Raw genomic sequence first — 12,027 nt, 5'->3', positions numbered from 1 at the left:
GTCGCGCAGTTCGCGCGCCTCGTTCAGGTCGCGGAGGAACTGGGCACGCCGCGCCCGACGCTGCGCCGTACTCTCCGGCTCCCCCGGATCCCCCGGCTCTTTCTCTGGCACCATCGCCACCGCCCCGGCTGTTCTTCTGCGGTTGTCCTACCCACCTTCCCCGGGACCCCCGCGTTGATGCCACCCAGGTCGTCCCAGCTCAGGCGGGTTGGTCATGGGTCGCCGGGACGACCGCCACGGGGCCCTGCGCGTGCTGGAGCACCGCGTTCGCGACGGACCCCATCATCAGGGCCCCCAGGCTCCGCTTCGGGTGGTGGCGGCCGACCACCACCAGCGCCGCCGAGCGCGACGCCTCCACCAGCCGCCCCGCCGCCTCACCGGGTACCGCGGCCTGCTCCACGAGCACCCCCGGGTGCCGCTCGCGGAACGGCGCGAGGCGTTCCTGCTGGGCCCGCAGGGTCTCCCGCTCGGCCGGAGCGAGGTCGTCGCCGCCCGCCAGCTCCTCGGGGGTGATCACCGCGAACGGCGTGTCCAGCGGCATCACCGCCGGGGACGGAGGCGCCGGGTACGCCGAGACCACCTGGACGGCCGTCCCCCGCGCGGCGGCCTCCGCGAAGGCGAAGGCCAGTACGTCGTCGTGCGTCTCGGCGGTGTGCAGCCCCAGGACCACCGCCCCGCCGGCCCCGGACCGCCCCGCCCGCGGCACCACCACCACCGGGCACGGCGCGGTGGTGGCCACGGCCCGGCTGTTCGACCCCAGCAGCAGCGCGGCGAAGCCCCCGCGGCCCCGGGAGCCCATCACCAGCGCCAGCGGCCGCGTCTCGGCCCCGATCACCCGCAGCGCCTCCGGAACCGACCCCTCCAGCGCCTCGTACCGCACCTCGGCCGGCCGCTCCGGAGCCGCCGCCAGGACCTCTCGTACCCGGTCCCGCACCGGATCGGCGTACTCCTCCGGCTCCGAGGCGTCGTGCAGGGCGGCGCGCCGGCCCGCGTACAACTGGGCGCTGTCGGAGAGCACATGGGCGACGAGCAGTCCGGTGCGGTGCCGCAGCGCCGCCAGCCGGGCCCATTCCAGGGCTTCCAGGCTGTGCTCGGATCCGTCGACCGCCGCGATCACCAGTCCGTTGCTCATCAGTCCAGCGTGCTGGGCCCCTGTGCGGCCCGCAATACCGGGGCCGGGGCGCCCGGGGTGCCCCTTCGGACACGGGAGGGTCCGCCCAGCGCGTAGCCTTTTGGGTGTGGGCCGCACATCGCGGCCGTTTTCGCAGGTCGCAGGTCGAAACCCGGCAGCTGGCGGCAGTTGAGGTCTTGGAGGAAGTTGTGCGTTTGCAGGTCGTCGATCACCCCTTGGTGGCGCACAAACTCACCACGCTGCGCGACAAGCGCACCGACTCCCCCACCTTCCGCCGCCTCGCCGACGAGCTGGTGACCCTCCTGGCGTACGAGGCCACCCGCGACGTGCGCACCGAGCAGGCGGACATCGAGACCCCGGTCGCCGCGACCACCGGCGTGAAGCTGTCGCACCCGCGCCCGCTGGTCGTCCCGATCCTGCGCGCCGGTCTCGGCATGCTGGACGGCATGGTGCGGCTGCTGCCGACCGCCGAGGTCGGTTTCCTCGGCATGGTCCGCAACGAGGAGACCCTGGAGGCCTCCACGTACGCCACGCGCATGCCCGAGGACCTCTCGGGCCGCCAGGTCTACGTCGTCGACCCGATGCTGGCCACCGGCGGCACGCTGGTCGCCGCGATCCAGGAGCTCATCAAGCGCGGCGCCGACGACGTCACCGCCGTGGTGCTGCTGGCCGCGCCGGAGGGCGTCGAGGTCATGGAGCGCGAGCTGGCGGGCACGCCGGTGACGGTGGTGACGGCAGCCGTGGACGAGCGGCTCAACGAGCACGGCTACATCGTGCCGGGCCTGGGCGACGCGGGCGACCGCATGTACGGCTCGGCCGAATAACGCTCCGGGCGCGGACCGCTGGTGGTCAGGCGCCGTTCAGCACTTCTTCGCGGCGGGCGCGGGCTCGGGGTTGGCCAGTACGGCCAGCGCCTTGTCGGCGTCCGCCTTCGTGCTGAGCTCCTTGAACGCGTCGCCGAGGATCAGGTCGATGTCCGGGCCCTCGCGGGTGTCGGTGTGCTGCGTCATGCCGGCCAGCTGGGTGCCGAGTACGGCGTACGCCGCCTTGTCGGTCGTCGGCGAGCCGAGCATTATCCCCGTGCCGGGGACCTTCTTGTCGAAGTCGGCGGGGGCGTTGCCGACCTGCCCGATCACGAAGCCGCGTTTCTTCAGCTCGTCCCCGACGGCCTTGGCGAGGCCGGCGCGCGGGGTCGCGTTGTAGACGTTGACCGTGATCTGGCCGGGCTGGGGCAGTACCACCGCGGGTTTCGACGGGGCCGCCGCCGGACCTGCCTTGGGAGCGCCGGTCGGGCAGTCCTTGGCAGCGGCCGTCTTGTGTTTGGTGTCGCCGCGGAAGACGTCGATGAGCTGCAGTGCCCCGTAGCCGAGCAGGGCCAGCACGAGGGCGGAGCCGAACAGGGCGAGGATGATCCGGCGGCGTCGCCGCGGACGGCTCATGCGGGGGAAGGCAGCTCCGGTGACGCGGTACTTTCCGCCCATGCCGGGGGGAGTGAGCATGCTCATGGGCGCAGCGTAGTGCCGTACCGGAACGATGCCTACTAAATGATCTATTGATCGGCAAAGGCCGACCCGAAAGGCGCAATCGGCCGGTCAGGACGGCTCTCGTCACCGATCGGGAGCCGGGGGCAGCTGCTGTCAGTCCATTTCGAGGACGCGCGCGTGCAGCACCTGGCGCTGCTGGAGGGCCGCGCGCACGGCGCGGTGCAGCCCGTCCTCCAGGCACAGGTCGCCCTGCCACTTCACGACGTGCGCGAAGAGGTCCCCGTAGAAGGTGGAGTCCTCGGCGAGCAGTGTCTCGAGGTCCAGCTGTCCCTTGGTCGTCACGAGCTGGTCGAGCCGGACCGGGCGCGGGGCGACGTCCGCCCACTGCCGGGTGGTTTCCCTGCCGTGGTCGGGGTACGGCCGCCCGCTTCCGATGCGCTTGAAGATCACACGGAAAGCCTACCGGGCCGGTGCCTGCGGGCGCAGCATCGTGACGGTGGTGCAAAAGTGGCAGACAGGGCCAATCCGGGAGTGACTTCATGAGCGAGAGCACCGACCCCGTGTCCCCGGCCGACCAGATCGCCGCCGGGTACGCCTTCACAGGACCAGCGCTCGATCTGGGAGCCCTGCTCTGGGACGGCACCTGCCTGCCGGACCGGCAGATCCGCATCCCGCTGGCCATGCTCAACCGGCACGGACTGGTCGCGGGCGCCACCGGCACCGGCAAGACGAAAACCCTGCAGCTGATCGCCGAGCAGCTCTCGGCGGCGGGCGTTCCCGTCTTCCTCGCAGACATCAAAGGCGACGTCTCGGGGATTTCGGCGCCCGGTGTGCCGAACGACCGCATCCGCGAGCGGGCCGGGGAAGTGGCCCAGGAATGGTCGGCGACCGGATATCCGGCCGAGTTCTACTCCCTGGGCGGGATCGGGGCCGGCATTCCGCTCCGGGCCACGGTGACGTCTTTCGGCCCCGTCCTCCTGTCGAAGGTGTTGCAGCTCAACCAGACGCAGGAGCAGTCGCTCGGTCTCATCTTCCATTACGCCGATTCCAAGGGTCTGGAGCTGATCGACCTCAAAGACCTGCGGGCGGTCGTCGCCTTTCTCGTGTCCGATCAGGGAAAGGCCGAGCTCAAAGGCATCGGCGGCCTTTCCACGGTGACCGCCGGGGTGATTTTGCGCTCGCTCACCGCCTTCGAACAGCAGGGCGCCGCGGATTTCTTCGGAGAGCCGGAATTCGACACCTCGGAATTCCTCCGGACGGCCCCCGACGGGCGCGGGATCGTCTCCGTACTCGAACTCCCGGCGGTACAGGACAAACCACAGCTCTTTTCCACCTTCCTGATGTGGCTGCTGGCCGACCTCTATATGGACCTGCCGGAGGTGGGGGACGTGGAGCGGCCGAAACTCGTCTTCTTCTTCGACGAGGCGCACCTGCTGTTCCACGACGCCTCGAAGGCGTTCCTCGAATCCATCACGCAGACCGTCCGGCTCATCCGCTCCAAGGGAATCGGCGTCTTCTTCGTGACGCAGACGCCCAAGGACGTGCCGGCGGACGTGCTGGCGCAGCTCGGCAACCGGGTCCAGCACGCGCTGCGCGCCTTCACCCCCGACGATGCGAAGGCGCTCAGGGCGACCGTGCAGACGTTCCCCCACTCGGCCTACGACCTGGAGGAACTGCTCACCCAGCTCGGGACTGGCGAGGCGGTGATCACCGTGCTGAGCGAGAAGGGCGCGCCCACGCCCGTCGCGGCGACGCGGCTGCGCGCCCCGCAGTCGCTGATGGGGCCGGTCGACGCGGCCGCCCTGAACCGTGCGGTGACCTCCTCGCCCCTGTACGCCCGGTACGCACAGCCGGTCGACCGCGAGTCGGCCTACGAGAAGATCAGCGCCGAGCAGGCCGCGGCCGAGGCCGAGGCGGAACGGGCCGCCTCGGCGGAGGAGGCCGAGAAGGAGCGCAGGCAGGCCGAGAAGGAGGGCAGGCAAGCGGAGAAGGAGGGCAGGCAGGCCGAGAAGGAGGGCCGCGGGGCCACCCGGGCGGAACCGTCGCTCGCGCAGCAGGTGGTAGGGAGCGGGCTCTTCCGCTCGCTGGCCCGGTCCGTCGGCACTCAGCTGGGCCGGGAGATCTCGCGCTCGCTCTTCGGAACGGCCCGCCGCCGACGCTGAACCACTGCATTCGCCCGGACGGCCCAGTCGGGCGGTCCAGGCGCAATCCACTGAACCGGTTGCCATATCCATGGCCTTCGCTGACAGACTCGGATCATGCGGACAGACCTCACCGACACCACGTCCGGAAAGATCGACCGGGCCCTCCTCGAAGCGCGCCGAGCCGTCGGCAGCCCCGCCATGGGGCTGGTGCTCACGCTCGTCGTGGTCACCGACGAGGAGAACGCCTACGACGCCGTACGCGCGGCCTCCGAAGCCTCGCTAGAGCACCCCTCCCGCATCATCGCGGTGATCAAACGGACCGCCCGCGGTCCGCGCAAGCTCCACCGGACCCGCCTGGACGCCGAACTGCGCGTCGGTTCCGACGCCGGGTCGGGCGAGATCGTGCTGCTGCGGCTGTACGGCGAACTGACCGAGCACGCCAGTTCGGTCGTGCTGCCCCTGCTGGCGCCGGACGCGCCGGTGGTGGCGTGGTGGCCGTCCGAGGCCCCCGCCTCGACGGCACACGATCCGCTGGGCGCCCTGGCGCAGCGCCGGATCACCGACGCCCAGGCGACCGCGGACCCGGTGGGCGTACTGCGCGAGCGGGCGGCCTCCTACGCTCCCGGCGACACCGACCTCGCCTGGACCCGGCTGACGCCATGGCGCTCGCTGCTGGCCGGCTCCTTGGACCAGGCGCCGCTGCCGGTGACGGGCGCGGCGGTGGAGAGCGAGGCGGACAACGCGAGCGCCGAGCTGCTGGCGCGCTGGCTGGAGGTCCGGCTGGGGGTGCCGGTGGAGCGGGTGGTCTCGGAGGGGCCGGTGGTGACGCGGGTCCGGCTGGAGACGACCGGGGGCGAGATCCGGGTGGACCGGCCCGACGGGGTGCTGGCCACCCTGTCCCTGCCGGGGTGGCCGGACCGCAAGGTCGCCCTCAAGATCCGCAGCCTCGCCGAGCTGATCGCGGAGGAACTGCGGCGGCTCGACGCCGACGTCGTCTACGCCTCGGCGCTGCGCGGGCGCCCGGCCCAGGCCTCGCTCTCCGCGTAGTGGTTGTCGTAGACGGGCTGGCTGTCGATGATGTCCTGCACGGTCGCCTCGCCCTCGCGCACCCGGCCCAGCAGGCGGTAGTAGTCGAAGCGGGCCATGCCGGGGGTGAAGCCGACGAACACCTCGGCGGTGTGGCCGGCCGCCGGGGCGAAGGCGTGCTTCACGCCGGGCGGGACGCTGAGGAAGTCGCCCTTGCCCAGGGTGTGGACCTCGTCGCCGACGAGTACGTCGAGCCGGCCCTCGGTGACGTGGAAGAACTCGGTCGCCTTGGTGTGGAAGTGCACGGGGGCGCCGGCCGCGCCGACCTCGAAGACGGCCGTGTTGCAGGTGAGTTCGGGGGTGTCGGTGAGCAGCTTTATGATGCTGCCCGGGCCGTCGGAGATGGATTCGGCGGTGGTCGCGCGGGTGAGGTTCGAGGTCATGGGCCGAGCGTAAGGCGCCGGGGACGGTACCCGCGTCCCCGTGGGCGAGCGTTCGTCAACTCGCCACACCCGCACCGACCTGCGCCTCCTCGGCGTGTGCCTCCCCCGCCCTATGCCTCCCCGCCGTGCGCCTTCGCGGCCTTCGCGGCCTTCGCGGCGGCCTTGTGCTCCTGCTTGTACTCCCGCACCTTGGCCAGTGACTCCGGCCCGGTGATGTCCGCCGCCGAGCGGTGGACGCCCGCCTCCCCGTAGCCCCCGGCCGCCTCCCGCCAGCCCTTCGGACGCACCCCGAACCGCTTGCCCAGCAGGGCCAGGAAGATCTGCGCCTTCTGCTCCCCGAAGCCGGGCAGGTCCCTCAGCCGCCGCAGCAGCTCGGCCCCGGATCCCGCGTCCCGCCAGATCCCCTCCGCGTCCCCGTCGTAGTGCTCCACCAGGTACGCGCACAGCTGCTGCACCCGCTTGGCCATGGAGCCCGGGTAGCGGTGCACGGCCGGCTTCTCGGAGAGCAGCGCGGCGAAGGCCTCCGGGTCGTAGGCGGCGATCACGTGGGCGTCGAGGTCGTCCGCGTCCATCCGGCGGGCGATCGTGTACGGCCCCGAGAAGGCCCACTCCATCGGTACCTGCTGGTCGAGCAGCATCCCGACGAGCGCGGCGAGCGGGCTCCGGCCGAGCAGCGCGTCGGCCTCCGGCTGCTGGGCCAGCCGGATGGTGATGTCCTTGTCCATGGCTCCAGCCTCTCCCGTGGCCGTCCTCCGCGCGCGGGCGGCGCACCGGCCGCCTAGCGTGTGAACCGAGACGGGTCACGACGACGTACACGACACGGGAGTCGATCGATCATGACTGAGTACCCGGAAGGCGCTCCTTGCTGGGTGGACGCGATGTTCGCCGACGTGGAGGGGGCCAAGGCCTTCTACGGTGACGTGCTGGGCTGGACGTTCGGCGAAGCGGCGGGCGAGTACGGCAACTACACGCAGGCCTACTCCGACGGCAAGGCCGTCGCCGCCGTCGTGCCGCCGATGCCGGGTGTCGACGCCCCGTCGCAGTGGTGCCTGTACTTCGCCTCACCGGACGCGGCCGCCACGGCGGAGAAGATCAGGTCGGCGGGCGGCGAGGTGGCGATGGGGCCGATGCAGGTCGGCGGCTTCGGCACGATGGTGATCGCCAAGGAGCCGAGCGGCGCGGTGTTCGGCGTCTGGCAGCCGGGCGAACACAAGGGCTTCGAGAAGGCCGGTGAGGCGGGATCGTTCGCCTGGGCGGAGGTCTTCACGCGGGACGTGGCGAAGGTGGACGAGTTCCTGCCGAAGGTGTTCCCGTACCAGGCCCGGCAGATGGACCTGGGCGACGACCCCGAGGCGGCGGGGATGGACTACAAGGTATTCAGCCTGGGCGGCGCGGAGAACCCGGTGCTGGGCCGGATGAACATGGGGGACGAGTTCCCGCCGGAGGTCCCGCCCCACATCCAGGTGTTCTTCGGGGTCCCGGACTGCGACGAGGCGGTGCAGAAGGCGCAGGCACGGGGCGGCCGGCTCCACTTCGGGCCGATGGACAGCCCGTTCGGCCGGTTCGCGGCGCTGACGGACCAGCAGGGAGCGGCGTTCGCGGCGATCGACATGTCGACACGGGTCGGTGAGATGCCGAAGTTCGCGTAGCGCGTCGGGCGAACGGTTCCGCGCCGGCGCGGGCGGACCCGCGCGGGCGGGCCTCCGCCGGTGGACCCGCGCGGGCGGATCCACCGGGAGCCCGGTCGGCGCCGGACGACGGGCCCGGCCGCGGCGCCGCCGCCACTACCGGGCGGTGACGATCTGCTCCAGCGCGGCCGGCGCGAAGCCGTCGTTCTTCTTGCAGCCGAGGTTCTCGAAGGTGCTGACTTTCGTGTCCGGGTCCGTGGAGACCAGGTGGTACTTGCAGGCGCCCTTGATGTAGCGGCCCTCTACCCCGCCCGGGAAGTCGATCTCCTTGTTCCACAGGTACGGCGAGTCGTAGTGGTTCAGGTGCGCGGTGGCGTTCACGTCGATGCCGCCCGGAGCCTCGATCTCGTAGACCCAGCCCGTCTTCGCCGCGCCGTAGGTGGCGAACTTCTGGGCCACCCACTTCTCGCAACTCGTGCTGAGGTGGGCGCTGTTCTGGCCGCCGCCCTTGACGATGTACTCGGCCAGCGGGCTCAGCTCTTGCCCGCGGGGCGTGAATCCCGTCTGGAAGAGCTCGTCGACGGTCTCCCGGGTGTCCCCGCGCCAGAGGGTGTTGGTGTCGTCGCGCCACTGCCAGTTCTCGTCCAGGGCGGTGGCGGCGACGGCTTGGGCGATCATCGGGTTCGTGGTCGTACGCCACCAGTCCGCGGCCCGGTACTCCGTGACGGGACCGCAGGGGGAGGTCAGGTCGGCGGCGGGCGCCGCGGCGGCGGGTGAGACGGCGACGGCGGAGACGACGGAAACGGCGGCGAGTACGCGCAGAGCGGCCTGCAACATGGCGGGGAGCCCATCGGTAGGTCGGTCGAACGGAACGCGCCCTTTATAGGCGCGCACCGACCGCTCCGGGCCGCCCCCGGCCCGCGATCCACCCGCACGGGCGGAACAGTCGTACTGGCGAAAGGATTTACCGCCCCCGCCCCCGCCCCCGCCCGCCCCCGCGGCTGCTAGTACGAGGGGCAGAGGTGCGTGTGCACCGCGTCCAGGATCTTGGCGGCCTTGGCCGGCCCGAATCCGTCCGGGTGGGTGGGCGAGGTGAACCGCTGGTTGGTGAGGTCGGTCTGCTTCTGCTTGTCATTGGGGAAGCCGGCGATCGACTCGCACTGGTTGCGGCCCCGGTCGACCGCCTTGTCCGGCTTGGTGTTGACGATGTCCGGGTCGATGGCGGCCAGGGCGGCGATGTACTTGGCCTGGGTCGCCGCGTCCGGCTTGGGCGGAATCCCCTTGCCGTTGGGCGCCGGGGCGGCGGAGGCCGACGGGCTGCCGGCCGCCGAAGGTACGGCGGCGGTGCTCGGCGCGGCGGCGGGCGGCTTCTTCGCCACCGGCTGGTCGGTGTCCTTGTCGCTGCCGCATGCGGTGAGCCCTGCGGCAGCGATGACGACGGACAGTACGGCGGTTGCGGTGCGGTGGTTCACGGCTCTCCCCTGTGCAGTGGATGTGTGCACAGACATGGATCGCTCACCGAGAACAATGGTTGTACGCGCAGTGGCACCCCGGCCACCGCGCGTGACCCGCGCCGGGCGGCCCCTCCCGGCGTTCTGTGACCCGCTGCGGCGGAGCGTTCTGCCGACCCCCGTACGGACGGCTCCGAACGGGGGAGTGAACGCTCGTCATTCACCAGCGGCACGGGATGTACCGGCTCGGGCCGCGGCCGCGGGGCTATGCCGGCATGACGCTGTGGATGCGGGAGAGGGTGAAGACGCGTGCGTCGCCTCGCAGGTGGCACCAGGCTTCGAGGTAGGGCGGATCGAGTTCCGCGCGGCTGATGGTGCGCAGGGTCCGACCGCCCGAGGTGGCGACGTACTCGATGGTGACGGCCCGATCGGTGTCGATGGCGTGGGCGAGCCGGCGGATGTCGCTGTACGGAAGGCGCTTGGCCCATGCCGCGACGATCTCCTCGGTGTCCGTGGCGAAGGGTGCGCCGCCGTCGAGCGGCGCCGGTTCGGGGGTCGTGGCCGGGGCGGCCCCTAGCCGGGTCGCCAGCGTGCTCGGGTCGACAGCGGTGGATTCTTCCGCCGTGCTCATGGCAGCGATTCGGCCGCCGCCCCTCGCTCGGGAGCCGCGCGGAGCCGGGACGGGAGCGGCCGCCCGCCGAGGTCGGGCATTTTCGATGCGAACCGTTCCCTCGTCGGTCTCGGCGACGGGGGCGTATCCCTCCGCCCGGAGCGCGGCGAGGGTGGTGTCGAGCGGGCTGCGGCTGATCAGCACCGTCGGCGCCAGCTGTAGTAGTCCGAGCCCCGCGAGCCTGCGGTGGGCGGCGAGTTCGGCCAGGAGGGCGGGCTCGTCGCCGTGGAGAACGCAGGCGGCGGGGGCGACGCGTACCCGCCCGTGGCCTCGTGCGGTGTCGGCGATCAGGTACGACAGTGGCTGTGGCAGTGGCCCGGCGGCGACAGCGGCGAGGCCGGCTGTGATGTCCTCGCGGGTACGGCCGGCGTCCAGAGCCCGGCGGACGCTGCCGGCACTGAACCGCCACACCGACGCCGTGCCCCTGGTCTCCCGGTCCGCGACGGAGTCCAGGAGCGAGGCTAGCCGCGCGGACGGCATGCCGGTGACCACGGCGGTGAGGTCGGCGCCCATCCGGGCCGTCGCGGTGGCCGAGGGCAGCAGCCGCCGGCACTCGATGCCCAGCCCCTCCGTATCTCCGGTCCTCAGGTGGATGCCGATGGCGGACAGAGCACCGCGTGCGAGCACGCCGAGGAGTACGGCCTCCCGGATCACGCCGGCGAACGGCGGTCCGTCCGGCGACGAGTCGGCGAGGGGGCGGTCCCAGGCGATCAGTGGCCCCAGGTCCGAAGCGACCCGCACCCCCTGCCGTGCCGGGAGCCGCGCGGCCGCGGCCAGCAGCCCGTGGCGCGCCTGCACGCAGCCGTTGCAGGGCGGTGCGCTGCTGAGAGCGGGGAGCACCTTGTTGTCCTCGTCGCGGGCCCGGGAGGGGGTGAGCGGCAGGTCTCGCCATGCACGGAGCAGTACGGCGAACTGCTCCGGGGGTTCCTGTTCCGCCCAGCCGTCGTAAGCCTCGGTGGGTGCCACGCGATCACCGGCCCGAGCCAGCAGCCCGGCGGCAAACGCGGTCTCCAAGGTGAGGCGTACGACGGCGTCGTCGGCCTGGGCCGCCTTGCCGATCCGGGCCAGTTCACGCGCACCGATCCCGCCGGACCTCAGCCGAACCGGCGCGGTCGCCGAGCAGGCCGACAGCACCGAGGCGGAACCGGCGGCGAACGCCGACGCGGCGGCCGACGCCTCGTGGTCGACCTCCCTCGGGGAGACGGGCGCCAAGCCCACGGAAGGCGGGACAGGCTCGAACGGGGCGCGCCAACCGAGCCCTCGCAGTGCGAGCGTTACCTCGGCGGGCATGCGGGCCGGGCCGTGGTGGTGACGGTCTGGGATCAGCAACCCCCGCTCCAGTGCCCATCCGGCGCCCGGTTCGAGCTCGGGTCCCGGACTCCCGCACATGACGAACCGCGCGGGCCCCGCCGGCCCGGCCCCCGCACGTCCTTCGAGCAGCTTCCGGGCCGCCGCAGGGGCCTTGGCGACCACAGAGAGGATCCGTTCCGGGTCGCTGTGGTGCTCCACCAGCGCGGCCAGCCGCTGCGACTTGCCGCCCGTCGGCTTGACGCCCAGTGCCGTCAGCATGCAGCGCAGCTCGTCGGAGGTCGTGCCCGCGAGCAGTCCCTCCAACGGGGCGTCCAGACCCAGGGGCGCGCCCCACGCCTCTCCCAGCGGGCCGGCCGTGCGGAGCTTCCCGGCACCGTCAGGCCAGACCAGAGCGCGATCGGCCAGAGCTTGCAGCACGCTGCCCAGTCCGCGGGCGGCTTCGTCGTCTTCCGCTCCCAGCAGCTGCGCCAGTGCGTCGCGGGACGCGGGCGCACGCAGCGCCGCCAGCGCTTCGGCGACCTGGAGCTGCGGCAGCGTGAGCTGCTCCAGGGCGAGCGCAACCGATCCCGGGCGCTGAAGACGGTCGGCCAGTTCCCCCACCGAGCGCGGCTCCGGAGCGGCTGCGGCGTCCCTCCGCGTCTCCAGCACGCGTGCCAGGCCGCAGCCGTCGAGGCTGCCCAGCCATGTCGCCAGCGTCGATCGGGACTTCATGCCGTCGCACCTCGCGGGATAGGGACC

At 72.2% G+C, this 12,027-nt stretch carries 12 protein-coding genes; 4 read left to right on the top strand and 8 right to left on the bottom strand.

The genetic code is table 11. From position 1 onward, the window contains the following. Nucleotides 1–199 precede the first annotated feature (199 nt). Complete coding sequence (locus tag IE207_RS19205) at nt 200–1,132, bottom strand: universal stress protein (protein WP_190185478.1); 933 nt, start codon at nt 1,130–1,132, stop codon at nt 200–202. 188 nt (nt 1,133–1,320) lie between these two features. Here IE207_RS19205 and upp point away from each other — a divergent pair, with 188 nt between their 5' ends. Then, complete coding sequence (upp, locus tag IE207_RS19200; protein ID WP_190185477.1) at nt 1,321–1,956, top strand: uracil phosphoribosyltransferase; 636 nt, start codon at nt 1,321–1,323, stop codon at nt 1,954–1,956. 36 nt (nt 1,957–1,992) lie between these two features. Here the strand turns inward: upp and IE207_RS19195 are convergent, their stop codons facing one another. Both IE207_RS19195 and IE207_RS19190 read right to left on the bottom strand, forming a co-directional pair. Beyond that, entirely contained in the window at nt 1,993–2,637 is a 645-nt protein-coding gene (locus IE207_RS19195; protein ID WP_229873823.1) for a LytR C-terminal domain-containing protein, read from the bottom strand. Nucleotides 2,638–2,769: 132 nt separating this feature from the next. Then, nucleotides 2,770–3,066 carry a type II toxin-antitoxin system VapB family antitoxin gene (locus IE207_RS19190; protein WP_190185476.1) on the bottom strand — a complete coding sequence of 99 codons (297 nt, stop codon included), beginning with the start codon at nt 3,064–3,066 and terminating at the stop codon, nt 2,770–2,772. Between the two features lie 89 nt (nt 3,067–3,155). On the opposite strand from IE207_RS19190, the gene IE207_RS19185 reads away from it, so the two are divergent. Together IE207_RS19185 and opcA are read left to right on the top strand one after the other, a co-directional pair. Next, a complete protein-coding gene (locus IE207_RS19185) occupies nt 3,156–4,778 on the top strand; it encodes a helicase HerA-like domain-containing protein (protein ID WP_190185475.1) in 1,623 nt (540 codons plus the stop codon). Nucleotides 4,779–4,874: 96 nt separating this feature from the next. Further along, the gene (gene opcA, locus IE207_RS19180; protein ID WP_190185474.1) at nt 4,875–5,807 is read left to right on the top strand and encodes a glucose-6-phosphate dehydrogenase assembly protein OpcA; all 933 of its coding nucleotides are present in this window, start codon (nt 4,875–4,877) and stop codon (nt 5,805–5,807) included. Here opcA and IE207_RS19175 read toward each other — a convergent pair. Both IE207_RS19175 and IE207_RS19170 read right to left on the bottom strand, forming a co-directional pair. After that, entirely contained in the window at nt 5,756–6,229 is a 474-nt protein-coding gene (locus IE207_RS19175) for a cupin domain-containing protein (protein WP_190185473.1), read from the bottom strand. The two genes, opcA and IE207_RS19175, sit on opposite strands and share 52 nt — an antisense overlap. A 110-nt stretch (nt 6,230–6,339) precedes the next feature. Then, on the bottom strand, nt 6,340–6,954 hold the full coding sequence (locus IE207_RS19170; RefSeq protein WP_190185472.1) for an HhH-GPD-type base excision DNA repair protein: 615 nt from the start codon (nt 6,952–6,954) through the stop codon (nt 6,340–6,342). A gap of 111 nt (nt 6,955–7,065) precedes the next feature. On the opposite strand from IE207_RS19170, the gene IE207_RS19165 reads away from it, so the two are divergent. Then, entirely contained in the window at nt 7,066–7,878 is an 813-nt protein-coding gene (locus tag IE207_RS19165) for a VOC family protein (RefSeq protein WP_190185471.1), read from the top strand. 135 nt (nt 7,879–8,013) lie between these two features. Here IE207_RS19165 and IE207_RS19160 read toward each other — a convergent pair whose 3' ends face one another. From IE207_RS19160 to IE207_RS19150, 3 genes are all read right to left on the bottom strand, one after another. Continuing rightward, nucleotides 8,014–8,694, bottom strand: coding sequence for a scabin-related ADP-ribosyltransferase (locus tag IE207_RS19160; protein WP_190185470.1), 681 nt, complete (start codon nt 8,692–8,694; stop codon nt 8,014–8,016). Nucleotides 8,695–8,861: 167 nt separating this feature from the next. Continuing rightward, nucleotides 8,862–9,329 carry a hypothetical protein gene (locus tag IE207_RS19155; RefSeq protein WP_190185469.1) on the bottom strand — a complete coding sequence of 156 codons (468 nt, stop codon included), beginning with the start codon at nt 9,327–9,329 and terminating at the stop codon, nt 8,862–8,864. Between the two features lie 244 nt (nt 9,330–9,573). Next, nucleotides 9,574–12,000, bottom strand: a complete 2,427-nt coding sequence (locus IE207_RS19150; RefSeq protein WP_190185468.1) for a helicase-associated domain-containing protein — start codon at nt 11,998–12,000, stop codon at nt 9,574–9,576. Nucleotides 12,001–12,027 lie beyond the last annotated feature (27 nt).

This window comes from Streptomyces cirratus, assembly GCF_014650775.1.
GTDB classification, from domain to species: Bacteria; Actinomycetota; Actinomycetes; order Streptomycetales; family Streptomycetaceae; genus Streptomyces; species Streptomyces cirratus.
The sequence above is the reverse complement of the archived record's forward strand: the minus strand, read 5'-3'. Positions and strand labels throughout refer to the sequence as shown.